The sequence below is a fragment of the Mesorhizobium sp. M0571 genome (assembly GCF_040320985.1).
GTDB lineage: Bacteria > Pseudomonadota > Alphaproteobacteria > Rhizobiales > Rhizobiaceae > Mesorhizobium.
The window spans coordinates 115,605-141,103 of sequence record NZ_JAMYQT010000010.1 but is presented as its reverse complement, the minus strand read 5'-3'; the positions used below and the strand labels follow the sequence as shown (position 1 = coordinate 141,103).

Below are 25,499 nucleotides of genomic sequence, written 5' to 3'. Positions count from 1 at the left end.
TCGCAGGCCGCGCGATCATCAGCACCTCAGGTCCTTCGGAAACAAGGCGTGCACAAACCGAGGCACCGATGACCCCATTCTCCGGCTGCGAGAAAGCATCGTTCATCCCAGCCAGGAAAGACGCTACCGCGCCGTCGGCTACGACATTAATCTCTCACGTGCCGCAGAAGGTCTGGTGCACACGCTCGTGCGATGGTGGTGGATCGGCGTAGTGTGCCATCACCGGCTGCTCCTCGAAGGGACGGGCCAGGACGCACTTCTTACGGAGCCCACTTGAAGGTCAGGCACGAATAGACTAAGTTGGATAGACTAAGTCATAGGGCCTGCAATGCACACCGTCAATATCCACGAGGCCAAGACGCATCTGTCACGCCTTATCGACAGGGCGGCCAAAGGCGAATCTTTCATCATCGCGAAATCCGGCAAGCCGATGGTGAAGGTCATTGCGATAGACGCTCCTGCGGCCGGCGAAACGCGTCGCGTCGGGTTTATGGCCGGGCAGTTTTCTGTTCCGGACGATTTTGATCACATGGCCGGTGAGGAAATCGAGAAGCTGTTCGGCGGCGACGCATGAAACTTCTGCTCGATACCCATCTTCTGCTCTGGGCGGCGGGCGAGCCCGACAAGCTCCCGCCTGCCGCTCTCACGCAGATCGAGAATCGCGACAACGACCTGATGTTCAGCGCCGCAAGTCTGTGGGAGATTGCGATCAAACGCGGTCTGGGCCGCGCTGACTTTACGGTCGATGCGCGGCTTTTACGTCGGGGCCTGATCGACAATGGCTATCATGAGCTGCCCATCACCGGCGAGCATGCCATTGCCGTGGAGGGGCTTCCACCCATCCACAAGGACCCCTTCGATCGGATTCTGATTGCTCAATCGATCGTGGAGGGCATTACATTGCTGACCGTCGACGATCTGGTCGCGCAGTATCCCGCGCCTATCCGCAGTCTTTAACGAACCTGCGCCCTCAGAGCGCGCGCGGGGCGATACGGATTGATCGTGCCGTCGCCTGCGGTCGGCTGCTGGAGTTACCCGGCGGGTCAGAAGGGCCTTGCCGCAGCAACGACGGCTATCTCGAAAGCAAGATCGTCGATGCGCCGACATTCGAAGGCCCGCACGCCGGCGGTGGGTTCACCATGAGGAGTGTGAAAACCGTACAGGTTCGAGCCTTGCTCGAATTTAGCGAAAGATCAGGTGCAAAGGCTGGAGCAACACCCCGTAGCGATTGATGTCCGTGAGCAAGACACGCCTGTTGTCCAGTTGTCTCTGACCCTGGGCCTGTAGGCTACACAAGCGCAATCCGCCTCGCGCTGAAGATAGCCGGCACCCATCGGGAGAGGGAGGAGGGCGGGAGATAGGTGCCGGCCTAGACGGGAATCGGGTCCGCCGCCGCAACAGCGTAGCTGAGCCTTGGCTTGGTGAACGAACGGAGCCTATCCTGGACCTTCGCGCGCCGATTTTTTACTAGCTTCCCGCCAACGACAACCCAGTGGCGCGCTCGCATAGCAGGGCAAGCAATTCGCTGCGCCGCGCTTCCGGCGTGTCGACGGGCAACACGAAGCAAAGAGTCTTGTTGATGGCCCCGTTGCCGTCGCGGATGGGCGCGGCCATGCACCACGTGAAGCGGTCGGCCAGAGCAGCCGTCTCGCTGAAACCTTGCTGGCGCGCAAGAGCGACATCGCCGAAGAACTCAGCTGGCGCAATGACGCGGCCGTCGGGAAGCGTGTAGTCGCCAGGCGGAATGAAGTCCCGTATTTCCTGCTCGCTCATATGGCCGAGCAGCAGCCTTCCGGACGCCGTCCACGGGATCGGCACCTCGACTCCGACATCGCTTGAAATCCGGAACGGGCCAGGCGAGTCCCGGCAATCAAGGACGACATATTTGTTCCCCCGCAGGCCGCACAGTTGGACGGTCTCGCCCGTCTCCGCGGCTAGTCTGTCCAAGGTTTCGATGATGCGCCGGTAATGGGCATTATGATGTGAGTAGGCCCAGCCGAACAGATGCATCGCCTTTCCGAAATAGACATAGCCTTCCGTTCCGACGTTCTGGAGCATTTCGGCTTCCAGCAGGCTGTTGACGATTTCATAAGTGGTTGAACGCGGCGCGCCGATCATCTTGGCGATATCGCCGACGCGCATCGGCGCTCGGTGCCGCAGAAGGGCCTCGAGTAGCATGATGACGCGGTCGATCCCGCGACGCCGTTCGCCATTGCGCGGCTCGGCGCCGGCTTGCGTTTCAATTAGACCAGTGACGCCATCGCTCATGTAGGCCGCACCCGCGCAAAAATCATTTCGGCCCTCGTCTCAAGACGCTTGAAAGATGTCAAGGCTCAGTCTAGCATCCCATTTGTCCGATATACAGGCTTATTGTCTGAAATATCGGGCAATAACGAGCCAGGCGCAGAAAGTCCTGACGAGAAAACAGGCGGTTTCCGGGAAGCGGCAACCGGCGGGTTTTCTCGTCCCGACCCCGCACGTCCAGGCATAACTTCAGAAGGGAACAATCATGACGAAATCATCGTTTTTCGCGTCCGCCAGTGCCCTTTGCCTCGGTCTTCTCCTTAGCCTCGGCGCCGGTTCGCAGGCCAACGCCGCCGCTAAATGCATCAAGGGCGATCGCAAAGCGCCATATACGATCGGCTGGGCCAATATCTATTCAGTGCCGACCTGGATGAAGCAGACACAGGGCACGATCGAAGCCGAAGTCGAGACTTTGAAGAAGCAAGGCTTGGTCGACAAGCTCGTCGTGACCGATGCCCAGGGTGACGCCAACGTCCAGATTCAGCAGATCCAGTCGATGATCGATTCCGATGTCGATGCCATCATCTTGATCGCTGGTTCGTCGACCGCGCCGGCGCGCGTGCTGGCGGACGCCTGCGCCAAGGGCATCGCCATCATCAACTTCGACAGCCTCGTCGATACCGACCAGGTGACCGCCAAGGTCAACACCGATTCCTCACAGTGGGGCGATCAGGCGGCCAAGTTCCTGATCGACGCCATCGGCGGCAAGGGCAAGATCCTCATCCTCAATGGCCCAGCCGGCGTTTCGGTCAGCGACGACCGGCGCAAAGGCGCCGATGCCGAGCTTAAGGCCCATCCCGATGTGAAGGTGCTTGCCGAGACGAACACGCCCTACAATGTCGCGCCCGCCCAGGAGGCCGTCACCAGCCTGCTTTTCGCCAACCCCGAAATCGACGGCATCCTGTCGCTGGGCGGCGCGTTGTCGGCGGGCGCCGTGCTCGCGCTCGACAAGCAGGGCCGCGACCAGGTGCCGATCACCGGCGAGAATGCGCGCCAGTTTCTCGAACTGTGGAAGGAAAAGGGCCTGAAGAGCTGGGCGACGATGCAGCCGAACTGGCTCGGCGCCTTCGCCACCTACACCGCCGTCCATGCACTGGAGGGCGAGGATGTGCCGGCTTTCGTCAAGATCCCGCTGCCGGTGATCGACAATTCCAACATCGACGAATACCTCGCCCGGGCGAAGGATTTCCCGGCTGACGGTTACATCTATTCGCCGTACGATGAGGATCTATTCAAGAAGCTGCTGGCCCAGAAATAAGCCCTGAAGGGTTGTAGCATTGACAACCACGGCTCCGCTTCTCGCCGCGCGGGGGGTGTCGAAGTCCTTCTTCGGCAACCCCGTTCTGCGCAACGTTTCCATCGCTCTCCAGCCGGGCCGCGTGCATGCGCTGCTGGGCGAGAACGGCGCAGGTAAGTCGACACTGATCAACCTTTTGTCCGGCGCCTTGCGCCCGGACGGCGGGGCGATCGAGGTCGATGGGCGCCCGGTCTCGCGCATGACCCCCGCTAATGCGCGACAGTCCGGGATCGCCGTTGTCCAGCAGGAACTCAGCCTGACAGCCAGCCTGTCCATTGCCGAAAACATCGGGCTCGGCGCCTATCCCAAGCGGTTCGGCTTGATCGACTACAACGAGCTTGCCGTCCGGGCCAGGGCCGCATGCGATCTTGTCGGGCTTTACGAACCGCTATCTACGCCGGTGGGGCACCTGTCGCTCGGCCGCCGGCAGATGGTGGAGATCGCCAAGGCGCTTTACCGCCGGCCGCGCGTGCTCATTCTCGACGAACCCACCTCATCGCTATCGGCAACTGAGACAAAAATCCTCACCGACCTGCTGGGGAGGCTTCGGGGCGAGGGCATCGCTATTCTCTATATCTCACACCGACTGAACGAGGTGATGACGCTGTGCCAGCATGTCACCGTGCTCAAGGACGGGACCTGCACGGCGGACTGCTCGCTGGAAGGAACCGATGCCGCCGGGCTGGTACGGCTGATGGTCGGCCGCGACCCCGGCGATCTCTTTCCACGATGGCGGCCTTCGCCATCGCCGGCCGACGCCATCTCGGTTCGTAATTTTTCGGCCGGCCTGATGCGCGACGTCGATCTCGACATCAGGACGGGCGAGGTGCTTGGCATTGGCGGCCTGGTCGGGCAGGGGCAGGAAGATCTGCTGCTTGGCCTCTACGGCGCGATCCCCGCCAAGACGGTATCCGCGACGGTAAACGGTGTTCCGGGTTTGCCCGGCGGCGTGCCGAAAGCCAATGCGCTCGGCCTCGCTTATGTCCCGGCTGACCGCAAGCGCGAAGGCCTGCACCTGATCCATCCCATCATCACCAATATGATGCTGCCCGCCTTCGCAAGGCTGCCGGCGCTGAAGCTGCGCAGCCGGCGTGCCGAGCGCGATATGGCAAGGGGCCTCGCCGCCCAGCTTGCCATCAAGGGCGACCTCGACCGCCCGGCGCAGGCACTCTCAGGTGGCAACCAGCAGAAGGTCGCGCTGGCGAAATGGATGCCACACGATCCGCTTGTGCTTCTCCTCAACGACCCGACGCGCGGTGTCGATGTCGAGACCAAGCGTGAGATCTACATGATGCTTCGCAAACTCGCCGCCGCCGGCAAGGCGATCGTGCTGCTCAGTTCCGACACACCCGAACTGGTGCACCTTTGCGACCGTGTCGCCGTGGTCCGCGAAGGCCGCATCGTGGCCATGCTCGAGCGCGACGCACTGAGCGAGGAAGCCATAGTTTCCGCCGCAATGGGCGCCGAACAGCAGAAAGTTGCGGCATGAGCACGGTTGCATCCTCAAGCCAAGCCGGCGCACTCTACTGGCCGGTTCAGCTGCGCCGCAATGTCGGCGTGCGCAGCCTGTTCGCTGTGGTCCTGGCGTTCGTCATTGCCTACGGTTTCCTGTTTCCCGGCCTCTTGACAGCGTCCGGTTTCGCCAAATTCACCCAGAGCTGGTTTCCGCTGGCGCTGGTCGCCATGGCCCAGGCGATCCTCATGCTCACCGGCGGTATAAGCCTGGCCATCGGTGCAATGGTCAGCCTGGGCGCGGTGATCGCTGCGACGACGATGACCGGACCGCTGGGCGTAGCCGGCGGTGCCGCAGCGGTGGCGCTGACCGGTCTCGGCATCGGTGCCGCGATCGGGTTCATCGTCGTGAAACTTCGGTTGCCAGCGATTGTGGTGACGCTCGCTGGCTCCTTTATTATCGGCGGCGCTGCGCTGCTCATCCTGCCGAGGCCGGGCGGCGCCATACCCGAGTGGCTGTCGGACCTGCTTGCCGGCAACACGCCGGCGGCATTCGTGCTGCTGGTACTCATCGTGCTTCTGTGGAAACTCTATCTCGCCACGCCGCTTGGTTTGAGCATCTATGCTGCAGGCGAAAATCCCGTCGGCGCCTACCGCTCCAGCGTGCCGGTCGACGGTGCCCGAATCGCCGCCTACGCGATTAGCGGCCTGCTTTGCACAGGCGCCGGCCTGTTCGTCGCCGCGCAAACGGGTTCGGGCGATCCAGTCATCGGCACGGCGTTCACGCTGAATTCCATTGCCGCCGCAGTGCTCGGCGGCATCGGTTTCCTTGGCGGCCAGGGTACCATGCGCGGCGCTCTTGCGGGCAGCCTGCTGCTCAGCCTGATGATCAGTGTCATGTTCTTCCTCGGCTTCACGCCGGTCGCCCAATATGTCGCCCAGGGCCTCATCATCATCGGCGCGGTCGCCATCCCGCAATTCCGCAAGGTGCAGCAATGACAGCACGGAAAGAGAGCGTGAGCGGCAGGCGCGCGCTGACGATTCTGCGCAGCCGGCCCTTCCTTACGATCGCTATAGTTGCGGCGGTGTGGATCGCGGCGAGCTTCGCTTCACCTGGCTTCGGCGCTTATGGGCATTTGCGCTATTTGGTTGAATTGGGCGCGGTGGTCGGCCTGGTTGCGGCGGGCCAAACTTTCGTGGTGATTGCCGGCGGCATCGACCTTTCCGTCGCGGCGATCGTCACTGTTAGCGCTGTCAGCCTGCCGCTGCTTTCGTGGCAGGCGGATCCGACAGGGCTCACCGCCGTTCTTGCAGTTCTCACGCTGACGACCGCAATCGGCCTGGTGAACGGGCTGGGCGTGGCGCTGTTGCGCGTTCATCCGATGATCATGACACTGGCGATGGCGACATTCCTGCAAGGTCTGCTGATCATCATCGCCGGCGGCAGTGCCGTGACCGCCGAGAACCCGCTGGTCCGCTGGCTCGGCAATGCGCGGCCGGTCGGTATTCCGGCAGGCGTGCTTTTGTGGGTGGTCATTTCAGTTATCGTTCTGACCACGATGCATGCGACATCCCTTGGCGCCCGGATATTCGCGATGGGCGCCAATCCGCTCGCCGCGGCGCTGTCCGGGGTTCCCGTCGCCTCGACCACGCTCGCGGTCTACGGCATCAGCGGCTTCTGTTCGGGACTTGCCGGTGTGTTGGTCCTCGGCATGAACGGACAAGGCTATGTCGGTATCGGCGATCCTTATCTGCTCGCCTCGATTGCCGCCGTGGTGCTTGGCGGCACCTCGATCCTCGGCGGGCTCGGCACCTATGCCGGCACCATCCCCGGCGCCATCCTGCTGGTTACGATCACGGCGCTGATCACCGTCGTCAACGCATCGCCCGGCTGGCGCAGTATTCTGTTCGGGTCGCTGATCCTAGGGCTGCTGCTTCTCTCAGGCAGAGAGCAGGCCCGCCGATGACATATCGTCCAGCCGATAAATGCGCCGTGCATTGCCGTAGAACAGTGCCGTCTGCTCGTCCGCGGAAAGCTCTCCTGCAATGGCCTTGAAGCTGTCATACACCGCATCGAACGATGCATGCAGGCCGGCGACCGGAAAGTCGCTGCCGAACATCGCGCGCCGGGTACCGAAACAGTCGATGCAATGCATGACAACCGACCTTAGGCTGTCGAGCGTCCAATCATGATCGTAGGCGACCAGATCCGATATCTTGATGGCGACGTTCTCGCGCTCCGACAAAAGCCGCAGCCCTTCGCGCCACACCCGCATCCCGTCCGCATCGCGATCGATCGGGCTGCCGCAATGGTTGAGAACAAAGAGCTGGTCCGGAAAGGCCGCTGCGAGGTGCGCCGCGCCGGTGAGCTGGCGCGGAAACACCATCAGGTCGAAAACCAGCCGGTGGCGCCTAAGCAGGGACAGGCCGGCACGCCAGGCCGGATCGTCCATGATGCCGTCACGGGGGGCAAAACGACGGGCGGGATCCGGATCCCAGCTCAGTATGTCGCGTATGCCGACGACACGGTCGAATGCCGCCTGCGCCTCGACCAGCGTCGGCGCTTGGCGGTTCGCCAGTGGTACGTGAACGACATAACGGGCGGCCACGCCGCGCGACTTGTCGAGGGTTTCAAGCCACCGCGTTTCACCGGCGCAGTCATCCCCGGCCCAACCGGCTTCAACATGGACGGTGGCGACGACATTGTGCTGGCCGGCGTCGCGCAAATAATCTTCAGGAAGGTAGTTTCGCCGCAAGGGGCCAAGCTCGCCCAGACCGCCGCGTTCGCCAGCCGTGGGCGTGAGCCAGGGATGGCGGCCGAGGCCGAGATCCCAAAGGTGATGGTGGGCATCGATGATCGGTCCGGAGTAACGCTTTGGCACGCATCTCTCTCATGGTGTGGCCGGCATCGAAAATCGATCCGGACTTCATCCTGCGACAGCAAAAGGACTAGCATCGGATGACCGAAAACTCACCCGTACTGTCGCTCGCGACCCGTGAAAATTTCCTGCTCGACGATCGTATCCGCGGCGTGCCGCCTGGCACCCTCGGGCTGGACAGCAGCCTTGTCGCATCTGAGCGCTGGCATCCAGCGCATGGACGTATGTCGTTGCCGGTGTTGACCCTCGACGAGGAGGCCTTCATCGCCAATCGTGATCTGTTCCTGGGGTATGCGCGAGAACAGGGCGCCGTGATCGCCCCGCATGCCAAGACCCCGATGGCGCCTGACCTTGCCCGGTCCCTGATCGAGGCCGGAGCATGGGGCACGACCGTCGCCGACATAAGGCAGGCCACAGTGATGCTCAGAGCCGGGCTCTCTCGGCTGATCATCGCCAATGAGGTCGGCGGACCAGGTGGTGCGAACCGACTTGCTGTCCTTGTCGGCGCCTGGCCAAGCGCCGAGTTCTACGTTTTTGCCGACTCTTTCGACGCCGTGAATGCGCTTGCTGAAGCTTGGCGCGCCAATGCGACGCTGCCGCCATTGCGCGTGCTCGTCGAACTTGGTGCGGGGAGGGCAGGCGCCCGGACCACCGGCGAAGCCGAGGCGATCGCCGACGCGGTTGTAGCAGCCGGCGGGCGGCTGCTGATCGCCGGCGTCGCAACCTACGAAGGTGCCGCGGCGCAAGCCGATCCTGGCCGCACCGATGAGGCGATATCCGCCCTGTTGGCAATGACAGCCGATATGTTCCTGCGGCTCCGCGCCCGCGTCGGCGGCGACACCCCGCTGATCGTCACCGCCGGCGGCTCGGTGTACTTCGACAAGGTGGTCGCAGCGCTTTCGCCCCTCGTTTCCAGGGACGGCAATGCCACATTGGTGCTGCGCAGCGGCGCCATCTTCTTTCACGACCATGGCGTCTACGACAGGTCGCTCGGCGCACTCGATGCCCGCGACGGTTTTGCGATCGGCGGCGTCAGTGCTTCCGCACGAAATTCGTTCCATCCGGCTTTGCGCCTGTGGGCCGAGGTACTGTCGCGGCCGGAGCCCGGCCTTGCTATCTGCGGTATGGGCATGCGCGACGTGTCGTTCGACCAGGGCTTTCCGACGGTCGTGACCATCTTTCGTTCCGGCAAGCAGCTGCCGAAAGCGCGTGCCGAGGTCTTCAAGCTCAACGACCAGCACGCCTTCCTGACAATTGCGTCGGGCGACGATATTGCCGTTGGTGACGTCGTTGAATTCGGCATCTCGCACCCCTGCACCTGCCTCGATCGCTATCGCGTGATCTTCGGCGCCGACGCGGCCGGGTATGTCCGCCACGCCTTTCCTACCTATTTCGGCTGACCAGATATCGCGGCCAATTCCAAAAAAGAGAACCTCGAAAGGATCTGATATGATCAAGTACTTCCAGTCCGGCTCCCGCATGTCTCAGGCGGTCGTCTATGGCGGCCTCGTGCACATCGCAGGCCAGGTGGCAGACGACCGCAAGGCCGGCATCGAGGGTCAGACGAGCGACGTGCTCTCCAAGGTCGAGGCGCTCCTTGTCGAGGCCGGCAGCAGCAAGTCGAGGCTAGTGGCGATCAACATCTTCCTGCCGCAGATCGCCGATTTCGATGCCATGAACAGCATCTACGATGCCTGGGTGGATCCTGCGCGCCTGCCGGCGCGCGCCTGTGTCGAGGCGCGTCTGGCCGATCCCGACCTCCGCATAGAGGTCACTGCGATCGCAGCTGTCTGAGCCGCCGCCATGCACACCGGCCTCAGCCATACGCTCGACTTCGACCGGCACGGCAAGACACTCGGCCATCTCAGCATTCCGTTTTCGATCGACCGTTCGCCCTATTTCCAGGTCAAGGTCCCGATCTGCCTTGTCCGCAACGGCAAAGGCCCGTCGGTGCTTCTAATGGCCGGCAATCACGGCGACGAATATGAGGGCGAGCTGTCGCTGGCAAAGCTGATCCGCCGGCTCGATCCGAAGCGGATCAAGGGCCGCGTCACCATCCTGCCGATGGCGAACGTGCCGGCGGTGATGGCCGCAAAGCGCTGCTCGCCGCTCGACGGCGGCAATCTCAACCGCGCCTTTCCCGGCGACCCGTCGGGCACGCCGACCAGCCGGCTTGCCAATTTCCTCGAGACGGAGCTGTTCCCCAGCCACGACGTGGTCTTTGACATCCATTCGGGCGGCACCTCGATGGAACATCTGCCGACCGCGCTTGTCGAGCGCAACGCCGATCCCGAACGTCACAGGCGCGGGGTGGAGCTGATGCTGTCGCTCGGCATGCCATATGGCTTCGTGGCCGACAACGGCCAGGCCTCACCGACCTCCATGGGTGCGGCGCGCCGGGCCGGCGCCATCGGCGTCAGCGGAGAATTCGGCGGCGGTGGCACTGTCACGGTCGATACGATGGAGACTACCGCCCGCGCGATCGACAATCTGCTGATTGCGCTCGGCGTGGTTGAAGGGCCAGTTCTTGGCGCGGAGTCAAAGCCGTCGGCGCCGACGCGACTGCTTTCGCTTTCGCGGCATAGCCAAGGTCTCTATGCCACCCGCCGCGGCTGGTTTGAACCCGCCGTCAAGCTTGGCGACAGCGTGAACGCCGAACAACTGGCGGGCTGGTACCACGACCTCGAACGGCTCGACCTCGCCGAGGAAGCCCTGCACTTCGCCGAAAGCGGCATTGTGCTTTCGCGCCGGCTGCACACGATGTGCGAGGCGGGAGACTGCCTCATGCAGGTCGCCGAGCCGGTCGACTGATAAGAAGCCCTCCCGACCACACGCCCATGTCGGGATCAAGACTGAGGATAACCAATGCAACTCTCCATGTGGACCTATCCTTGGGATGTCCAGGATCTGGGCTTGGAGACGGTCGAGCGCGATCTTGTCGAGCGTGCCGGGCTCAACATGATCAGTCTGGCGACTTCGTATCACGCTGGCCGGTTCCTGCAGCCGCGCAGCCCGCGCCGGAAAGCCTATTTTCCGGAAGACGGAACCATCTATTTCAAGCCAGACGCGGCACACTGGGCCGACCTTGCCATCCAGCCCAAGGTGGCGGACGTGATCTCCGAAGGCGGCGACGTGCTTGGCGAGCTTGTCCGCAGACGAGACACCAATGGGCTGGGTGTTTCGTGCTGGACGGTCTGCCTGCACAATACCCGCCTCGGCATGCTTTATCCGCAGGCCGTCACCCGCAATGCCTTCGGCGATCCCAATTATTACAACCTCTGTCCGTCGCATCCGGATGCGCGCGCCTATGTCCGCGCGCTGGTCGCCGACGTTACGCACACTTACAAGCCGGACAGGATCGAGCTCGAAAGCCCGTCCTTCATGGGCTTCGCCCACGAATACCATCATGAGAAAGATGGTGTCGGGCTGACGCCGGAAGACGATTTTCTGTTGTCGATATGTTTTTGTCCGTCCTGCCTTGCGCGCGCGGCCGGGGCCGGCGTCGACGGCCAAGTAGCGCGCAAGCTCGTCGGGCAATGGATCGTCGAGACCTGCGAGCGCGCCGTGCCCGAACGGCGCTTTCCAGATTTTCCGAGGAGCGGCCTCGACACTTTTTTGCCATGGCCGGAACTCCATGGCTACCTGCTGTGGCGGTTCGAACCGGTGACCAGCCTGCTCGCCGAACTGCGCGAGGTGGCCGATCCGGCGACCCGCGTTGTCATCATCGATTTGAAAGACGGTTGGCTTGGCGGCTGCGATCTCGCGGCGCTCGGCAAGGTCTGTGACGGGGCAATCCTGTGTGCCTACGACATGCAGCCCGGCGATGTCGCCAGACTGATGGCGGCCGGACGCGCAGCCCTTGGCGCGGAAAAATTCCTCGGCGCCGGCTACCGGCTGTTCTATCCGGAAATGGCAGGCCCCGACATCCTCACCGCCAAGGTAAAACCTGCGATGGCGCCGGATGTCGACGGCATCAATTTTTACAATTACGGCCTTGTCCCTGCCGCACGACTCGATTGGGTGAGTGCCGCACGATCCGTTTGAAAAACCGATCCGTTGGCGCAGTCTGCTAGGACCGACCTCGCTTTGCCTTGGAGCTTTATGAGCGTGCCGACTATTCGCTTCGGTCACATTGGCCGGCGGCGGCCGGACAAGCTGGAAAGCATGGCCGTGAAGGTCCATGCGGATCGAAGATTATAGGCTCTAGCGTATTTTAGTCTTTATACGCTTCCGAGTATACGTAGCGGCGGTGCCGCCTTGGTCAGGCCGGACGGCTTTGTCGCGTGGCGGTCAACGCACGGTGTGCCTGATCCTGTACAGGTCTGATCGAAACACTTGATGGGTTCGGTTTCCACACACAGGCACACGAACACCATCGGTGAGCGGCGGCGAGTGCAGATGCCTGCCGCCTTCGGGCATGACTTGCTTGCTGATGCCATCACTGGGAATGACAGCGATGTCCAGGCGCTTGCTCCTTTTCCTACTCGTTGTCGCCGAGTAGTGCCGCGCAAACCGCTTCGGTGACCTTGTCGGTGGTGGCGGTTCCGCCGAGGTCGGGCGTGTGCAGTGAGGCGTCCGCGGTCACGCGCTCAATGGCGCGCATCAGGCGCGCCGCGGCAGTCGGCTCGCCAAGATGCTCCAGCATCATCACCGCCGACCAGAACGTGCCGATCGGATTGGCAATGCCCTTGCCGGTGATGTCGAAGGCCGAGCCGTGGATCGGCTCGAACATCGACGGAAACCGCCGCTCGGGGTTGAGGTTCGCAGTCGGCGCGATGCCGATCGATCCGGCAAGCGCCGCCGCAAGATCCGACAGGATATCGGCGTGGAGATTGGTGGCAACGATGGTGTCGAGCGAGCGCGGATTGAGGCTCATGCGCACCGTCATTGCGTCGACCAGCATTTTGTCCCATGCGACATCCGGGAAATCGGCCGCGACCTCACGGGCGATGTCGTCCCACAGCACCATGCCGTGACGCTGGGCGTTCGACTTGGTGACCACGGTCAACAGCTTGCGCGGCCGTGACCGCGCCATCTCGAAGGCGAAGCGCATGATGCGTGTTACGCCGGTGCGGGTGAAGATCGAGACCTCGGTGGCGACTTCCTCGGGCAGGCCGAGATGCGAGCGCCCGCCCTGACCGGCGTATTCGCCTTCCGAATTCTCCCGGACGATGACCCAGTCGAGATCGCCTGCCGCGACACCACGAAGCGGGCTCTCGATACCGGGCAAGATGCGGGTCGGGCGGACGTTGGCATATTGGTCGAAGGGCTGGCAGATCGCGAGCCGCAGCCCCCACAACGTCAGATGGTCAGGCACGTCGGGCGCGCCAACGGCGCCGAAATAGATCGCGTCGAAGGCCTTCAGCCGCTCAGTGCCTTCCTTGGGCATCATCACGCCGTTGACCTTGTAGTAGTCCGAGCCCCAGTCGAAGTGCTGCACTTCGAGATTGAAACCACCGTCGCGCGTGGCGCAGGCGGCCAGCGCACGAAGGCCGGCTGCTACGACTTCCTTGCCGATCCCATCGCCTGGAATGGCTGCGATTCTATAGCTTCGCATTGGTCCGGTCCTCCCCTTGTGCTGCTAAACTCCCATGGACCATCGTCCTGGCCGTTGGCAGTCGAGACCGAATGTCGCCGTTAAGGCAAATGGTCAATCAAGCCGTTCAGCAGGAGCAGCAGCACCCCGGCGGCCACAGCCGCAGCCGCGTCGTCCAGCATGATGCCGGCCGCGCGATACGGATGGGCCAAGGCTTGACGACGTCGAAAAACCGGAAAGCAAGGAAGCCTGCTGCCCACCACAGCGGGTCGAGCGGCAGCATGGAAAGTGTCACGGCGGCGCCGAAGGTTTCATCAATGACGACGATCTGCGGGTCCTCCGTCCCGGTACGGGTGACAACGTGCGACGACGCCCATACGCCGACGGCGAATAGGGCCGCATAGGTAAGCACGGTCAGCCAAGGCGATGCAGGTATCAGAGCCGCTGCAACAGCCACTCCAACCATTGCGCCGGCCGTGCCCGGCCATATTGGAGACAATCCTGCGCCGACAGAGGTTGCGAGCAGGTAGGCGAGCTTGGGTGGAAATTTATGCATCGAGTTTCGGCCGGCTTCCCACGGATGGCAAGCATCATAGTCACATCGTTCGGCTGCTGCCGCCAGACCGCGGTCGATTTGCACAACCGTCACAAGGGCATTGCCCAAACGGTGAAATGCCATCGGGCAGTTGTCGCTGTGCCCGGACGTTCTGTTTCGCCGTCAGCTTGGCAAGCACCTTAATCCGTTGGCCGCATTCGCCAAAAGAAATCGCTGTTGCGGCGAGTTGAGAACGTTGCCGAGCCCGGTTCTGCGCCCGCGTTGACCAAGTCGAACGGTAGCGACGGTGGAACAAACCCGCAAATTGCTGGTAAAGCTCCGTGAAACGACATCATCAGAGGAGCCGAGTCATCCATGATCGCCGGTCTCATGAAAAGTCGCATCGACCCGCTGTGGGAGCAGGCCGCCTCTCCGCTGATCGCGATCGGCATGACACCGAACCAGGTTACGGCCGGCGGGTTCGTGCTCGTCGCGCTGTCCTCGGGTGCCTACCTGTACCACCAGTCAAGCGTGGCCTTCGGCCTGTGCCTGGCGTTTGCCTTCACCTTCGACGCCCTGGACGGCGCGGTCGCCCGCCGGAGGGATATGATCACCAAGGCCGGTGGCTATTTCGACGCAATGGTCGACCGGTACCAGGAACTGGCGGTCTTTGCGGCAATAGGCTGGGTCGCCGATCTGTGGGCGATCGCAATGTTCGCGTTCGCCGGCGGCATTCTCACGAGCTATGCCAAGGCGCGGACGGCGCTGGAAATCCCTGTCGAAAACTACGGGTGGCCGGATTTCTTCGAGCGGATGGAACGTCTGGTGTTCATTTGCGTGCTGCTCGCCGCCGACGGGGTCGCAACCGCCATGGGGGCCGCTTCGCCGTGGATTCTGGCGGGAGGGTTGGCGCTGTACGCGGTGCTGGCCAACGCCACAGCGCTGCAACGGATCAGTCGCGCATGTGCGATGCTCAAACGGGCGGACGGGAAGCAGCCGTGAGACCGCAGGAAAATACTTGCATTTGGCCTCACATGAGGCTATATCATGCTTCACATGAATGGAGAGCAGTGATGTTGGCATTTGGAAATATAGCCGACGTGCTGGGGCTGCCGCCCAAGGAGACGGCTGCACGGTCGCCATTCGGACTGATGGCTCGAATCGAACACGGATTGCCGTTGGGTGCGCTTGAACGCGTCTCACAATTGCTGGCACCGGCCGATACCCAATTCAAATATCGCCTCGTCCCAAAGGCAACTTATGAGCGCCGCAAGAGAGGTGCTCTTCGACTCTCGTCGGAAGAGGGCATGCGGGTGGCGCGGGTGGCGCGCGTATGGAACCTGGCGCTCGACGTTTGGCAGATCGAAGGTGAGGCTCGTGACTTTCTGTTTCGGCCTCATCCCATGCTGGAAGACCGGCGCCCGATCGACGTGGTCATTCAAAGCGAGATCGGTGCCGAACTGGTGCTCGATATCCTTTCAGGCCTGAAGTACGGCACCGCTGCTTGACGGCGCAGATACTCGATCGCACTCTGCAGTGCTTCAGGATCGGTGATCCAGCCGGCACATATCCGATCTTCGATGCGACGGGCTCGACGATAGCGCCTGGCCGCTGGAACACGCCCGGCAGCCCGTTGATCTACACCAGCGAGCATTATTCGACGGCCTTGCTGGAAAAGCTGGTGCACGGCAGCGGCAGACTGCCGCCCAACCAGCATTACATCCAGATCATGCTTCCGCGCGGGCTGAGCTACGAAATCTTTTCTCAGCCGTCGTTGCCCGGATGGGACATGATGCCGGCAACGGTTAGCAAGGAATTCGGTGAGACATGGTGTGTCGAGCGCCGCAGCGCGATCCTGATCGTGCCAAGCGTCGTCGCTCGCCTCGACAACAACGTTTTGCTCAATCCGGCCCATCGGGAGTTTTCCCTGATCACAGCCAGCCTGCATCAACCCGTATACTGGGATAGCCGCCTGTTCGGCTCCTGAGCCGGGCAGAGGGGCAGGTTTCTACTCAACACATCGCGTTAGCGCCAACCCAAGCCCGGAGCGACATGGGTCAGGATCGCCTCGATGACATGGGCGTTGTAGTCGACGCCGAGCTGGTTAGGAACGGTAAGCAGCAGCGTATCGGCCTCCACAATGGCTTCGTCGCCCTTTAGCTGTTCGATGAGCACGTCCGGCTCGGCGGCGTAGGAGCGGCCGAACACGGCGCGCCTGTCTGCCTCGATGTAACCGAACTGATCTCCGCTCTCATTGCCGCCGAAATAGGCGCGGTCGCGATCGTCGACTAGGGCAAAAATGCTCCGGCTGACCGACACACGCGGCTCGCGCGTGTGACCGGCCGCCTTCCAGGCCTCGCGAAAAGCCCGGATCTGTTCGGCCTGCTGGATGTGAAATGGCTTTCCGCCTTCGTCGAATTTGAGCGTGGAACTCTGCAGGTTCATCCCCAGTTTCGCCGCCCATTCTGCGGTGGCGTTTGTGGCGGCGCCCCACCAGATGCGCTCGCGCAGGCCCTCCGAGTGTGGTTCGACGCGCAGCAGGCCGGGCGGATTGGGAAACATCGGCCGCGGATTGGGCTGGGCAAAGCCTTTGCCCAGCAACAGTTCGAGCAGCACTCCGGTGTGTCTCCGGGCCATGTCGGCATCGCTCTCACCCTCTTGCGGAGCATAGCCGAAGTAGCGCCATCCGTCGATCACCTGCTCCGGCGAGCCGCGGCTGATGCCCAGCTGCAGACGCCCTCCGGCGATCAGATCGGCTGCGCCAGCGTCCTCGGCCATGTAGAGCGGGTTCTCATAGCGCATGTCGATGACCGCCGTGCCGATCTCGATACGGCTGGTCTTTGCGCCAACCGCCGCCAGCAGCGGGAACGGCGAGGCGAGTTGGCGGGCGAAGTGATGCACGCGGAAATACGCGCCGTCCGCACCCAGTTCCTCGGCGGCGACGGCCAGGTCGATGGACTGCAAAAGCGCGTCGGCTGCTGTCCGCGTCTGCGATTGCGGCGAGGGCGTCCAATGCCCGAACGAGAGAAAACCAATCTTCTTCATAAGAGAGCCAGCTTAGAGGGAGACAGATGCAGATTATGCTTCGGCGCGGAGCAAAGCATCCCAAAATTCCGCCCTGACGGGAATCTTCAAAGCCGCTCCGGCAGATTTGTGGAGAAGGGCAGGGGAGGAGTTTTGGCAGTTCTGAAGGCGAACGTGTGATCGCGAATGGCGGGATGAATGTGGATATAGCGGTTGAAATCCACCATGACCGGTAATACCTTGTTGGCTGTTGGTATTACCGAGGTGTGAACATGACCACCAAAGTCACAGCCAAGGGACAGGTGACCATCCCAAAGCCGGTTCGCGAACTGCTTGGGATTGTTCCGGGCAGCGGAGTCGATTTCCGCCGCGCCGATGACGGCAGCGTCGTGATAACGCGAAGTGACAAGAAGCAGCCCGCGAGCCGCTTCGCGAAATTGCGCGGCCATGCCGGCAAGGGCCTCGGTACCGCCGCGATCATGGCACTGACGCGTGGCGACGTGTGACGCTAGTCGACACCAACGTTCTGCTTGATCTTGTTACGGACGATCCGGACTGGGCGGACTGGTCGATCGCCCAGCTTGAGGCGCAAAGCCTGAATGGCCCGTTATTGATCAACGATGCTGTCTATGCAGAGCTTGCCGTCCGATACGAGCGCATCGAGGATCTCGACGCCTTTGTTGATGAAGCTGGTCTCGAAGTGGCTCCTATGCCACGGGCAGCACTGTTCCTCGCGGGAAAGGTTTTTACGCAGTACCGGAGATCGGGGGGATTGCGCACCGGCGTGCTGCCTGATTTCTTCATCGGTGCTCATGCCGCCGTCAATGGGCTGCCGCTACTCACGCGCGACGTTGGCCGCTACCGTACCTACTTTCCGTCGCTCAAGCTGATCACACCAAACTCGTGAATAGCCCGCCGAACACGGTCCGCTAGGAAGGTGCCGCGAACGCGAGCAATATCGCGATTAGGATCAAGAGCGGTCCCATCCATTTAAAGTGGGTCCCAAAGTTGGTCCACCATGCTTGCTGCTGGCCGGGTCGAGCTTGAGAGGGGTCCGCGAGAAATCCAAAGCCGACGCCAGCCATCCACAACCCGGCGCAGAACATGATGAACTCGTCGATGTAATCCGCGACCACTCTCTGAAACTTTCGAATTTATGCTGCCGCCACATGCGCCGAATTCGAACCGATATAGTTACGGATCGTTTCGATGATCCGGTCCTGGTCGGCCTCGCTCAGATAGGGATGCATCGGCAGGCACAGGATGCGCTTTGGCAGGTCTTCCGAAACCGCAAGACCGGTCGGCGTGCGCGGATAATCGCGATAGGCGAGCTGGCTGTGCAACGGTTTCACATAGTAGATGACCGACGGAATGCCCTTATCGCCGAGATGTGCCTTGAGCCCGTCGCGCTTCGGCGTTTCGATGGCGTATTGCGCCCAGGCCGAGCGGCCGCCGCCCAGATTACGCGCCGCCTTGACGATATCGCCGAGACCTTCGGCATAGCGATTGGCGACCGCTTGCCTTGCCACCATCTCGTCTTCGAGAATGGCCAGCTTCTCGATCAGGATCGCCGCCTGCAGCGTGTCGAGCCGCGAGTTGATGCCGACGCGGACATTGTCGTATTGCGTTTCGCCCTTGCCGTGGAAGGCGAACGAGCGCAGCTGTTCGGCCAGCGCACCGTCATTGGTGAACATCGCACCGCCGTCGCCGTAGCAGCCGAGCGGTTTTGCCGGATAGAAGCTGGTTGAGCCGACGGTGCCGAACGAGCCGCACATCTTGCCGTCAGCCGAGCCGCCGGTCGCCTGCGCCGCATCCTCGATGACCATCAGGCCTTCCCGGTTGGCGATGGCCACGATCGCCTCGTAATCGGCGGCGAGGCCGAACAGGTCGACGGGAATGATCGCCTTCGGCTTCAGCCGGCCTTCCGCCTTGATCATGGCGATCGCCGCCGCGAGACTGGCGATGTCGATATTGTAGCTGTCGGCATCGACGTCGACGAACACCGGTTCGGCCTTGGTCAGCGCCACCACTTCGGCTGTGGCGGCAAAGGTGAAGCTCGGCACGAACACCGCATCGCCCGGGCCGATGCCGGCAGCAAACAGCGGCAGCAGCAGCGCGTCCGTGCCGTTGGCGCAAGCGACCACATGCTTGGTGCCGATATAGGCGGCGAGCTTGTTTTCGAATTCGGTGACCTGAGGCCCCAGAATATAGCGGCCCTCGTCGACGACGCGGTCGATTGCCGCCTTCAGCCTGTCGCGGATGCGTTCGCGCTGCGCGCCAAGATCGATGAACTGCATGTCGGCCTCAAACGGTTTTAGCCAGATAACCGGCCGCTGGTAGCAGACTTGGCACGGCCGAGAAAGCCGCAGGGCAAAACCCAGAATTGCTCAAGTGTCGCAGCCTGTTACCTCTGATTTCCGATCTGCCCTCTTAAACGCGGGGAAATCCGGGATTCGGCCTGCTGATGTGGCCTTTGTATCCCGCCTCACCAGCTGGGCGAAACATAAAGTGATCGCCGGCAAGCAGTCCATGAGGCTGTTGTCAGCCGGTCAGGCGATTTCATGCCGCCACGGTGGGTTGGCGCCGGCCCGCGATACCGTCACCGCCGCGGCTTTGGCGCCGAGCGTCAGCGCCTTGTGGATGGCTTCTTCCGGCAGGCTGGCGATTGCCGTCTTCGATAGCAGGCCCTGCTCGTGCAAGGAGGCAAGAATGCCGGCATTGAACGTGTCGCCGGCGCCGACGGTATCGACCACCTTCACCTTGTCCGGCACGACCGTGACCCGGTGCTGGCTGCTGTAACCGACCGCGCCTTCGCTGCCGTGGGTGACGACGATCAGCTTTGGGCCGCGATCCAGCCAGTTGCGGACGACGTCCTCATGCGAGCCGGCTTCGCCGAACCAGTTCAAATCCTCGTCCGACAGTTTCACGATATCGGCCATCGCCATCATGCTGCGGATGCGCCTGAGGTGCCTGGCCTTGTCGAGAATGAAGTTTGGCCGGATGTTGGGATCGAGCATCGTCACGCGGTGCTCGTGCTCGCGCCGCATGAACTCCTCATAGGCCGATCCGGCGGGTTCCGAGATCAGGCTGATGGCGCCGAACAGCATCGCCTCGATCTCGCTGCCGAGTTCCGGCAGGTCCTCGATGGTCAGCATGCGCCCGGCCGTGTTCTCGTCGTAGAACGTGTAGGTCGCCTGGCCGTTGGTGAGCCGCACGAAGGCAAGCGTGGTCGGTCGTGGTGAGGTGTGCGCATAGGTCGAGCTGACCTTGCTGGCCCCCAGCGCCTCCCTGAGCTGGCCGCCGAACAGATCCGACGACAGGCCGGAGAAGAAGCCGGCCGGCGCGCCAAGCCGGCCGAGCGCAATTGCCGTGTTGAACACGGCACCGCCGACATAGGGGGCAAAGGCCGGCTCGCCGTCGGTTGTGGTGCGCGGCAGCATGTCGATCAGGGCTTCGCCGCAGCAGAGAATCATGAATTGTTGCTTTCCGGCGGATAGATCACGCCCTTGCGAATGATGATGTTGGCGTAGAGCCGCGGCTCGCTCGTCGCGACGATCGCGTGCGCGGCCTTGACCCGTGCATAGAAGTCGGGGCCGGCAAGCGCAACCACCTTGCGGCCCGGCGCACGTCTGGCGCAGATCGCTTCGATCTCATGATGAACCGGATCGGCGAGCAGGGGATCGCCTTTGGCCGAGGCGCGAAACAGCGCCTGCGGCACGGCGTCGTCGACAGGCAACACGCTCAATACGGCATCCAGCACCGGGACGAGATGATGACCGTCGGCGCGGATCAACCGTTGTGCCTGTTGCTCGGCCGGGTAGTTGCCGTCGACCAGCGCGATCTCGTCGCCATGGCCCATTGCGCGCAATATCGCCAGAAGCTCCGGGCCGAGCAGCGCCGGGATGCCGATCAGCATGCTCAGAAGCTCCGGGAAATCGTGGTCGAGCCGATGAGGAAGCGCTCCGATAGCGGCAGGCTGGCACCACCCAGCGCCCGCGCATGGATGCCGACCGTTCCCTCGCGAACGGCTGGAAGCCGCAGGCCTTCGCCGTCGATCCTGCCGATGGCCTGGATGACCGCATCGACAAGCCGCCTGCGCACGCCGAGCGGCATCCATCCGTCGATCACCGCGGCTTCGAAATCGATGACGGAGGACGCCGCAACAATGGCATAGGCGAGCGCCTGCGAGGCGCTTGCGATCCAGTCGTCGAGCTCGGCGCCGATCTCGCCCCAGTCCTGCGGCGAGGTCCACAGATGCGACGCCTCGACGCCACGCGCGTTGAGCGCCTTTTCCAGCGTGGCGATCGAGGCCACGTCGATCAATTGCGTCGGCTTGCCGTCCGGCCCGGGCACCGGCATCGAGCCCAGCGCGCCGGCATTGCCGGTTGGGCCGCCAAAAAGCCGGCCGTTCAGCACGATGCCGCCGCCGGCAAAGGCGCCGATATAGAAATAGACGAAATCGCGCGCCGCGCCCGCCGTCTGGCCGAACACGAGCTCGGCGCCGCAGGCCGAGGTGGCATCGTTCTGCAGATAGACTGGAAATTCGCATTGCGCCTGGATGTCGCCGCGAATATCGCGATGGCGCCATTCGTCCATGATTTCGCGCGGCGCGCCGGCGGTGTCGGCCCAGTTCCACAATTCGAACGGCATCGCGATGCCAAGCCCGGCAATGCGTTTGTCCTGCGCCGGGGTGAGTTCGCCGCGCATCTTCTTCATGCCGCTTGTGACGAATTCCACCGTCTCGCGCGGCGCCGGATAGCGGTAGGAATGCTGCAGCATCGAGCGTACGTTGCCGAGGAAATCGATCAGCACCAGCTCGGCGCTGCGGCGGCCGATCTTCAGGCCGATGAAATAGGCGCCGTCGGGATTGAGCGCCATCGGGATCGAGGGCTGGCCGATCTTGCCGCGCAACGGCGCCTGGCGGACGAGCAGGTCGTCCTCCTCCAGCTCGCGCATGATGACCGAGACCGTCTGCGCCGAAAGGCCCGTCATGCGTGCAATGTCGGATTTGGCCAAGCTGCCGTGCTGGCGCACCAGCGACAGCACCAGCCGCTCATTGTGGTCCCGCATGCCGCTCTGGTTGGTTCCGCGGTGAATATGGCTTTCGGCTGCCTCGGGCGAACCGTGCCTCGCAATGCCGGTCTCCACCCTGTTCCTCCGTCGTTACCCTCAATGCTTTTGGGTCAGAATGGGGGAACGATGCAAGGCTGTCAATAATAAATAAGAGTGATTTAATTATTGACAGGCGATCGCGATTGGTGTTTCGTCAGCATAAGGGCGCTCGACTGGGAAGAGTGCGCGAACGCCTGCATGATGGCTCCGGGTGGCCCGGTGCTGCATGGCTTGTCTGGGAGGAGTACCTTGATGAAAACGTCCGTACTGAAGTCTGCGTTGCTCGGCGCGACCGCAAGTGCCCTTGTTGTATTGGCCGCTCCTGCATACGCCGCCGACATCGGCGCCTGCCTGATTACCAAAACCGATACCAATCCCTTCTTCGTCAAGATGAAGGAAGGTGCCACAGCCAAAGCCACCGAACTCGGTGTCAGCCTCAAGGCCTATGCCGGCAAGGACGACGGCGACAATGAAGGCCAGGTCGCAGCGGTCGAAACCTGCATCGCGGATGGCGTCAAGGGCATTCTGATCACCCCTTCGGACAGCAAGGCCATCGTTCCGACGATCAAGAAGGCGCGTGACGCCGGCATCCTCGTGATCGCGCTCGATACACCGCTTGACCCGATCGATGCCGCCGACCAGACCATGGCCACCGACAACTTCGAAGCCGGCCGGCTGATCGGCGCCTACGCCGCCGCCAAGCTCGGCGACAAAGCCAAGGATGCCCGTATCGGCTTCCTCGACATCAATACCAAGCAAGTCACCGTTGACGTGCTGCGCGACCAGGGCTTCATGAAGGGCTTCGGCATCGACGTGAAGGATGTCAACGTGATCGGTGACGAGGACGATCCGCGCATTGTCGGCCACGACTATACCAACGGCAATCCGGAAGGCGGCCGTCAGGCCATGGAAAACCTTCTGCAGAAGGACCCCACGATCAACGTCATCCACACCATCAACGAGCCCGCGGCCGCGGGTGCCTATGAAGCTCTCAAGGCGGTCGGCAAGGAAAAAGATGTTCTCATCATGTCGGTCGACGGCGGCTGCCCGGGTGTGAAGAATGTCGCCGAAGGCGTCATCGGTGGAACCTCGCAGCAGTACCCGCTGCTGATGGCGTCGATGGGCGTGGAAGCCATCAAGAAGTTCGCCGACTCCGGCGAGAAGCCGAAGGTGACGGAAGGCAAGACCTTCTTCGACACCGGCGTCACGCTGATCACCGACAATCCGGTGGAAGGCGTTCCCTCGATCGACACCAAGGAAGGCCTGGCCAAGTGCTGGGGCTGATTTGACACGCGCTGACTAAGAGCGCGAATATCGTTTTCGTGCGGGAGGGCGGTCTCCAGGCCGCCCTTTTGCGCGAAGGAGGAAACAACATCGCGGGAGGAATCGAGATGACCGACGCATCGGCGAGCGCCGGGCGACCGCAAGAGTACGAGAAGGTTCTCGCTGACAGTGACGCGTCCGTGGCGAGCTTCGATACCCACAGCAAGTCGCCGATTGAAAAATTCCAGCATGCGCTCCATGCGAACCAGGCGGCTGTTCCGCTGATCGTGCTGGTGGTGTCGATCCTGATCTTCGGTATCCTCGCCGGTCCCAAATTCTTCAACTGGTTCGCGCTCACGCTGATCCTTCAGCAGGTGGCCATCACCGGCATCATCGGGGCGGCGCAGACCCTCGTCATCCTCACCGCCGGCATCGATCTTTCGGTCGGCGCCATCATGGTGCTGTCGTCGGTGGTGATGGGGCAATTCGCGTTTCGCTATGGCTTGCCGGTTCCGTTGTCCCTTCTCTGCGGCTTCGGTTGTGGCGCGCTGTGCGGTTTCATCAATGGCGTCCTTATCGCCTACATGAAGCTGCCGCCCTTCATCGTGACGCTTGGCACCTGGCAGATCTTTTCGGCTGCCAACTTCCTCTATTCCCGCAACGAGACGATCCGCGGCCAGGACGTCGAGGCCCAGGCTCCGCTTCTGCAATTGTTCGGCAACAAGCTCAAATGCGACGGGCACCTCTGGCAGAACTTCGTGTGCGACTACGTACCGCCGGTCAGATGGCTGTTTGACGGCCTGTCCCTCGTCGGGGCGACCATCACGCTCGGCGTCGTCACCATGGTGCTGCTCGTCTTGCTGCTCTGGTATATCCTCAATTACACGGCCTGGGGCCGCCACGTCTACGCGACGGGCGACGATCCGGACGCGGCCGATCTGTCCGGCGTGCGCGTGCCGCGCATGCTGGTCCAGGTCTATACGATCTCGGGCTTGATCTGCGCCTTCGCCGGTTGGGTGCTGATCGGCCGCATCGGCTCGGTGTCGCCCACGGCGGGCGCTTTCGCCAACATCGAATCCATCACCGCCGTGGTGATCGGCGGCACCTCACTGTTCGGCGGCCGCGGCTCGATCCTCGGCATGATCTTCGGTGCGCTCATCGTTGGCGTCTTTCAGCTCGGACTTCGGCTTATTGGCACCGATCCGCAATGGACGTTCTTCCTGATCGGAGTTCTCATCATCGGTGCCGTCGCGGTCGATCAGTGGATCAGAAAGGTTGCAGGCTAATGTCGCGCGAACCCATCCTCACAACCCGCGGTCTGGTCAAGCGTTACGGCCGCGTTACCGCGCTCGACAATGCGGATTTCGATCTCTACGCCGGCGAAATCCTCGCGGTGATCGGCGACAACGGTGCCGGCAAGTCGTCGCTCATCAAGGCGATCTCCGGCGCCATCACCGCTGATGAAGGCGAAATCCGTCTTGACGGCAAGGTTACGTCCTTCAAGTCGCCGATGGAGGCACGCGATGCCGGCATCGAAACCGTCTACCAGAACCTCGCCCTGTCACCAGCGCTCTCCATCGCCGACAACATGTTCCTTGGCCGTGAGATCCGCAAACCTGGCTTGCTCGGCCAATGGTTTCGGATGCTGGACCGCCGGGCGATGGAAAAGCGCGCCCGCGACAAACTCTCCGAACTCGGCCTGATGACCATCCAGAACATCAGCCAGGCCGTGGAAACGCTCTCGGGCGGCCAGCGTCAGGGCGTAGCGGTGGCGCGCGCTGCCGCCTTCGGTTCGAAGGTCGTCATCATGGACGAGCCAACGGCGGCCCTCGGCGTCAAGGAATCTCGCCGCGTGCTCGAGCTGATCCTCGACGTCAAGAAGCGCGGCCTGCCGATCGTGCTCATCTCGCACAACATGCCGCATGTCTTCGAGGTGGCGGACCGCATTCATATCCATCGATTGGGCCGTCGCCTCTGCGTCATCGATCCCAAGCAATATACGATGTCCGACGCCGTCGCCTTCATGACCGGAGCGAAGCTTCCGCCAGAGGCGGTGCTGGCGGCCTGATGCATGTCGCCCAAAAGTGCGCAGCGGTT

General features: G+C 62.5%; 29 protein-coding genes. 19 read left to right on the top strand and 10 right to left on the bottom strand.

Features of this window, described 5'->3' with window-relative positions; genetic code table 11:
• Nucleotides 1–328 precede the first annotated feature (328 nt).
• Together NKI85_RS14580 and NKI85_RS14575 are read left to right on the top strand one after the other, a co-directional pair.
• The gene (locus tag NKI85_RS14580; protein ID WP_352525556.1) at nucleotides 329–574 is read left to right on the top strand and encodes a type II toxin-antitoxin system Phd/YefM family antitoxin; all 246 of its coding nucleotides are present in this window, start codon (nucleotides 329–331) and stop codon (nucleotides 572–574) included.
• Nucleotides 571–957, top strand: a complete 387-nt coding sequence (locus tag NKI85_RS14575) for a type II toxin-antitoxin system VapC family toxin (protein ID WP_352525559.1) — start codon at nucleotides 571–573, stop codon at nucleotides 955–957. Before NKI85_RS14580 ends, NKI85_RS14575 begins: the two co-directional genes overlap by 4 nt.
• Before the next feature lie 510 nt (nucleotides 958–1,467).
• Here the strand turns inward: NKI85_RS14575 and NKI85_RS14570 are convergent.
• Nucleotides 1,468–2,268 carry an IclR family transcriptional regulator gene (locus NKI85_RS14570; RefSeq protein WP_352776861.1) on the bottom strand — a complete coding sequence of 267 codons (801 nt, stop codon included), beginning with the start codon at nucleotides 2,266–2,268 and terminating at the stop codon, nucleotides 1,468–1,470.
• Nucleotides 2,269–2,509: 241 nt separating this feature from the next.
• On the opposite strand from NKI85_RS14570, the gene NKI85_RS14565 reads away from it, so the two are divergent.
• Genes NKI85_RS14565 through NKI85_RS14550 form a run of 4 tightly spaced genes read left to right on the top strand, consistent with a single transcriptional unit; the run spans nucleotide 2,510 to nucleotide 7,020 of the window.
• Nucleotides 2,510–3,562 carry an ABC transporter substrate-binding protein gene (locus tag NKI85_RS14565; protein WP_352525562.1) on the top strand — a complete coding sequence of 351 codons (1,053 nt, stop codon included), beginning with the start codon at nucleotides 2,510–2,512 and terminating at the stop codon, nucleotides 3,560–3,562.
• 19 nt (nucleotides 3,563–3,581) lie between these two features.
• Nucleotides 3,582–5,090, top strand: a complete 1,509-nt coding sequence (locus tag NKI85_RS14560) for a sugar ABC transporter ATP-binding protein (RefSeq protein WP_352776860.1) — start codon at nucleotides 3,582–3,584, stop codon at nucleotides 5,088–5,090.
• Nucleotides 5,087–6,052: an ABC transporter permease gene (locus NKI85_RS14555; protein ID WP_352776859.1), complete on the top strand. Its 966-nt coding sequence runs from the start codon at nucleotides 5,087–5,089 to the stop codon at nucleotides 6,050–6,052. Before NKI85_RS14560 ends, NKI85_RS14555 begins: the two co-directional genes overlap by 4 nt.
• The gene (locus tag NKI85_RS14550) at nucleotides 6,049–7,020 is read left to right on the top strand and encodes an ABC transporter permease (RefSeq protein ID WP_352776858.1); all 972 of its coding nucleotides are present in this window, start codon (nucleotides 6,049–6,051) and stop codon (nucleotides 7,018–7,020) included. The genes NKI85_RS14555 and NKI85_RS14550 overlap by 4 nt, the downstream gene beginning before the upstream one ends.
• Here NKI85_RS14550 and NKI85_RS14545 read toward each other — a convergent pair.
• A complete protein-coding gene (locus NKI85_RS14545; RefSeq protein WP_352525566.1) occupies nucleotides 6,994–7,935 on the bottom strand; it encodes an amidohydrolase family protein in 942 nt (313 codons plus the stop codon). The genes NKI85_RS14550 and NKI85_RS14545 overlap by 27 nt on opposite strands.
• Before the next feature lie 77 nt (nucleotides 7,936–8,012).
• Here NKI85_RS14545 and NKI85_RS14540 point away from each other — a divergent pair, with 77 nt between their 5' ends.
• From NKI85_RS14540 to NKI85_RS14520, 5 genes are all read left to right on the top strand, one after another.
• Nucleotides 8,013–9,332, top strand: a complete 1,320-nt coding sequence (locus tag NKI85_RS14540; protein ID WP_352776857.1) for an alanine racemase — start codon at nucleotides 8,013–8,015, stop codon at nucleotides 9,330–9,332.
• 49 nt (nucleotides 9,333–9,381) lie between these two features.
• On the top strand, nucleotides 9,382–9,726 hold the full coding sequence (locus NKI85_RS14535) for a RidA family protein (protein WP_352454257.1): 345 nt from the start codon (nucleotides 9,382–9,384) through the stop codon (nucleotides 9,724–9,726).
• Between the two features lie 9 nt (nucleotides 9,727–9,735).
• Nucleotides 9,736–10,743, top strand: a complete 1,008-nt coding sequence (locus NKI85_RS14530; protein ID WP_352776856.1) for a succinylglutamate desuccinylase/aspartoacylase family protein — start codon at nucleotides 9,736–9,738, stop codon at nucleotides 10,741–10,743.
• 54 nt (nucleotides 10,744–10,797) lie between these two features.
• Nucleotides 10,798–11,976 carry a hypothetical protein gene (locus tag NKI85_RS14525; protein ID WP_352776855.1) on the top strand — a complete coding sequence of 393 codons (1,179 nt, stop codon included), beginning with the start codon at nucleotides 10,798–10,800 and terminating at the stop codon, nucleotides 11,974–11,976.
• Nucleotides 11,977–12,168: 192 nt separating this feature from the next.
• Nucleotides 12,169–12,258 (top strand): aromatic-ring hydroxylase C-terminal domain-containing protein, encoded by a 90-nt coding sequence (locus NKI85_RS14520; RefSeq protein ID WP_352776905.1) that lies wholly within the window; start codon nucleotides 12,169–12,171, stop codon nucleotides 12,256–12,258.
• A gap of 154 nt (nucleotides 12,259–12,412) precedes the next feature.
• Here NKI85_RS14520 and NKI85_RS14515 read toward each other — a convergent pair whose 3' ends face one another.
• Nucleotides 12,413–13,489, bottom strand: a complete 1,077-nt coding sequence (locus tag NKI85_RS14515) for a tartrate dehydrogenase (RefSeq protein ID WP_352776854.1) — start codon at nucleotides 13,487–13,489, stop codon at nucleotides 12,413–12,415.
• A gap of 106 nt (nucleotides 13,490–13,595) precedes the next feature.
• Nucleotides 13,596–14,024 carry a phosphatidylglycerophosphatase A family protein gene (locus NKI85_RS14510; protein ID WP_352776853.1) on the bottom strand — a complete coding sequence of 143 codons (429 nt, stop codon included), beginning with the start codon at nucleotides 14,022–14,024 and terminating at the stop codon, nucleotides 13,596–13,598.
• 354 nt (nucleotides 14,025–14,378) lie between these two features.
• On the opposite strand from NKI85_RS14510, the gene NKI85_RS14505 reads away from it, so the two are divergent.
• From NKI85_RS14505 to NKI85_RS14495, 3 genes are all read left to right on the top strand, one after another.
• Nucleotides 14,379–15,005, top strand: a complete 627-nt coding sequence (locus tag NKI85_RS14505) for a CDP-alcohol phosphatidyltransferase family protein (RefSeq protein ID WP_352776852.1) — start codon at nucleotides 14,379–14,381, stop codon at nucleotides 15,003–15,005.
• A 71-nt stretch (nucleotides 15,006–15,076) separates the two neighbouring features.
• Nucleotides 15,077–15,511: an antitoxin Xre-like helix-turn-helix domain-containing protein gene (locus tag NKI85_RS14500; protein ID WP_352776904.1), complete on the top strand. Its 435-nt coding sequence runs from the start codon at nucleotides 15,077–15,079 to the stop codon at nucleotides 15,509–15,511.
• Nucleotides 15,508–15,990 (top strand): RES family NAD+ phosphorylase, encoded by a 483-nt coding sequence (locus NKI85_RS14495; RefSeq protein WP_352525576.1) that lies wholly within the window; start codon nucleotides 15,508–15,510, stop codon nucleotides 15,988–15,990. The genes NKI85_RS14500 and NKI85_RS14495 overlap by 4 nt, the downstream gene beginning before the upstream one ends.
• A gap of 38 nt (nucleotides 15,991–16,028) precedes the next feature.
• Here the strand turns inward: NKI85_RS14495 and NKI85_RS14490 are convergent, their stop codons facing one another.
• A complete protein-coding gene (locus tag NKI85_RS14490; protein WP_352776851.1) occupies nucleotides 16,029–17,048 on the bottom strand; it encodes an LLM class flavin-dependent oxidoreductase in 1,020 nt (339 codons plus the stop codon).
• Nucleotides 17,049–17,299: 251 nt separating this feature from the next.
• Here NKI85_RS14490 and NKI85_RS14485 point away from each other — a divergent pair, with 251 nt between their 5' ends.
• Nucleotides 17,300–17,533 carry an AbrB/MazE/SpoVT family DNA-binding domain-containing protein gene (locus NKI85_RS14485; protein ID WP_023679294.1) on the top strand — a complete coding sequence of 78 codons (234 nt, stop codon included), beginning with the start codon at nucleotides 17,300–17,302 and terminating at the stop codon, nucleotides 17,531–17,533.
• Nucleotides 17,530–17,934 (top strand): type II toxin-antitoxin system VapC family toxin, encoded by a 405-nt coding sequence (locus tag NKI85_RS14480; RefSeq protein WP_352525579.1) that lies wholly within the window; start codon nucleotides 17,530–17,532, stop codon nucleotides 17,932–17,934. Before NKI85_RS14485 ends, NKI85_RS14480 begins: the two co-directional genes overlap by 4 nt.
• A 22-nt stretch (nucleotides 17,935–17,956) precedes the next feature.
• Here the strand turns inward: NKI85_RS14480 and NKI85_RS14475 are convergent, their stop codons facing one another.
• The 5 genes from NKI85_RS14475 to NKI85_RS14455 all read right to left on the bottom strand — a co-directional run bounded on the left by NKI85_RS14475 (nucleotide 17,957) and on the right by NKI85_RS14455 (nucleotide 22,175).
• Nucleotides 17,957–18,163 (bottom strand): hypothetical protein, encoded by a 207-nt coding sequence (locus NKI85_RS14475; protein WP_352525580.1) that lies wholly within the window; start codon nucleotides 18,161–18,163, stop codon nucleotides 17,957–17,959.
• An 18-nt stretch (nucleotides 18,164–18,181) separates the two neighbouring features.
• Entirely contained in the window at nucleotides 18,182–19,324 is a 1,143-nt protein-coding gene (locus tag NKI85_RS14470) for a DegT/DnrJ/EryC1/StrS family aminotransferase (protein WP_352776850.1), read from the bottom strand.
• Between the two features lie 252 nt (nucleotides 19,325–19,576).
• Nucleotides 19,577–20,500: a carbohydrate kinase family protein gene (locus NKI85_RS14465; RefSeq protein WP_352776849.1), complete on the bottom strand. Its 924-nt coding sequence runs from the start codon at nucleotides 20,498–20,500 to the stop codon at nucleotides 19,577–19,579.
• Nucleotides 20,497–20,943: an RbsD/FucU family protein gene (locus NKI85_RS14460; protein WP_352525585.1), complete on the bottom strand. Its 447-nt coding sequence runs from the start codon at nucleotides 20,941–20,943 to the stop codon at nucleotides 20,497–20,499. Before NKI85_RS14460 ends, NKI85_RS14465 begins: the two co-directional genes overlap by 4 nt.
• A 2-nt stretch (nucleotides 20,944–20,945) precedes the next feature.
• Nucleotides 20,946–22,175 carry an ROK family transcriptional regulator gene (locus NKI85_RS14455; protein ID WP_352525586.1) on the bottom strand — a complete coding sequence of 410 codons (1,230 nt, stop codon included), beginning with the start codon at nucleotides 22,173–22,175 and terminating at the stop codon, nucleotides 20,946–20,948.
• Nucleotides 22,176–22,391: 216 nt separating this feature from the next.
• On the opposite strand from NKI85_RS14455, the gene NKI85_RS14450 reads away from it, so the two are divergent.
• The 3 genes from NKI85_RS14450 to NKI85_RS14440 all read left to right on the top strand — a co-directional run bounded on the left by NKI85_RS14450 (nucleotide 22,392) and on the right by NKI85_RS14440 (nucleotide 25,470).
• A complete protein-coding gene (locus NKI85_RS14450; protein WP_352525588.1) occupies nucleotides 22,392–23,423 on the top strand; it encodes a sugar ABC transporter substrate-binding protein in 1,032 nt (343 codons plus the stop codon).
• A 107-nt stretch (nucleotides 23,424–23,530) separates the two neighbouring features.
• On the top strand, nucleotides 23,531–24,688 hold the full coding sequence (locus tag NKI85_RS14445; RefSeq protein ID WP_352525589.1) for an ABC transporter permease: 1,158 nt from the start codon (nucleotides 23,531–23,533) through the stop codon (nucleotides 24,686–24,688).
• A complete protein-coding gene (locus tag NKI85_RS14440; RefSeq protein ID WP_352525590.1) occupies nucleotides 24,688–25,470 on the top strand; it encodes an ATP-binding cassette domain-containing protein in 783 nt (260 codons plus the stop codon). The genes NKI85_RS14445 and NKI85_RS14440 overlap by 1 nt, the downstream gene beginning before the upstream one ends.
• Nucleotides 25,471–25,499: the final 29 nt, after the last annotated feature.

Coding starts and splice junctions, on each gene's coding strand:
- NKI85_RS14580 (WP_352525556.1), top strand. CDS start 329: ATGCACACCGTCAATATCCACGAGGCCAAGACGCATCTGTCACGCCTT.
- NKI85_RS14575 (WP_352525559.1), top strand. CDS start 571: ATGAAACTTCTGCTCGATACCCATCTTCTGCTCTGGGCGGCGGGCGAG.
- NKI85_RS14570 (WP_352776861.1), bottom strand. CDS start 2,268: ATGAGCGATGGCGTCACTGGTCTAATTGAAACGCAAGCCGGCGCCGAG.
- NKI85_RS14565 (WP_352525562.1), top strand. CDS start 2,510: ATGACGAAATCATCGTTTTTCGCGTCCGCCAGTGCCCTTTGCCTCGGT.
- NKI85_RS14555 (WP_352776859.1), top strand. CDS start 5,087: ATGAGCACGGTTGCATCCTCAAGCCAAGCCGGCGCACTCTACTGGCCG.
- NKI85_RS14550 (WP_352776858.1), top strand. CDS start 6,049: ATGACAGCACGGAAAGAGAGCGTGAGCGGCAGGCGCGCGCTGACGATT.
- NKI85_RS14540 (WP_352776857.1), top strand. CDS start 8,013: ATGACCGAAAACTCACCCGTACTGTCGCTCGCGACCCGTGAAAATTTC.
- NKI85_RS14535 (WP_352454257.1), top strand. CDS start 9,382: ATGATCAAGTACTTCCAGTCCGGCTCCCGCATGTCTCAGGCGGTCGTC.
- NKI85_RS14530 (WP_352776856.1), top strand. CDS start 9,736: ATGCACACCGGCCTCAGCCATACGCTCGACTTCGACCGGCACGGCAAG.
- NKI85_RS14525 (WP_352776855.1), top strand. CDS start 10,798: ATGCAACTCTCCATGTGGACCTATCCTTGGGATGTCCAGGATCTGGGC.
- NKI85_RS14515 (WP_352776854.1), bottom strand. CDS start 13,489: ATGCGAAGCTATAGAATCGCAGCCATTCCAGGCGATGGGATCGGCAAG.
- NKI85_RS14510 (WP_352776853.1), bottom strand. CDS start 14,024: ATGCATAAATTTCCACCCAAGCTCGCCTACCTGCTCGCAACCTCTGTC.
- NKI85_RS14505 (WP_352776852.1), top strand. CDS start 14,379: ATGATCGCCGGTCTCATGAAAAGTCGCATCGACCCGCTGTGGGAGCAG.
- NKI85_RS14500 (WP_352776904.1), top strand. CDS start 15,077: ATGTTGGCATTTGGAAATATAGCCGACGTGCTGGGGCTGCCGCCCAAG.
- NKI85_RS14490 (WP_352776851.1), bottom strand. CDS start 17,048: ATGAAGAAGATTGGTTTTCTCTCGTTCGGGCATTGGACGCCCTCGCCG.
- NKI85_RS14485 (WP_023679294.1), top strand. CDS start 17,300: ATGACCACCAAAGTCACAGCCAAGGGACAGGTGACCATCCCAAAGCCG.
- NKI85_RS14470 (WP_352776850.1), bottom strand. CDS start 19,324: ATGCAGTTCATCGATCTTGGCGCGCAGCGCGAACGCATCCGCGACAGG.
- NKI85_RS14465 (WP_352776849.1), bottom strand. CDS start 20,500: ATGATTCTCTGCTGCGGCGAAGCCCTGATCGACATGCTGCCGCGCACC.
- NKI85_RS14460 (WP_352525585.1), bottom strand. CDS start 20,943: ATGCTGATCGGCATCCCGGCGCTGCTCGGCCCGGAGCTTCTGGCGATA.
- NKI85_RS14450 (WP_352525588.1), top strand. CDS start 22,392: ATGAAAACGTCCGTACTGAAGTCTGCGTTGCTCGGCGCGACCGCAAGT.
- NKI85_RS14445 (WP_352525589.1), top strand. CDS start 23,531: ATGACCGACGCATCGGCGAGCGCCGGGCGACCGCAAGAGTACGAGAAG.
- NKI85_RS14440 (WP_352525590.1), top strand. CDS start 24,688: ATGTCGCGCGAACCCATCCTCACAACCCGCGGTCTGGTCAAGCGTTAC.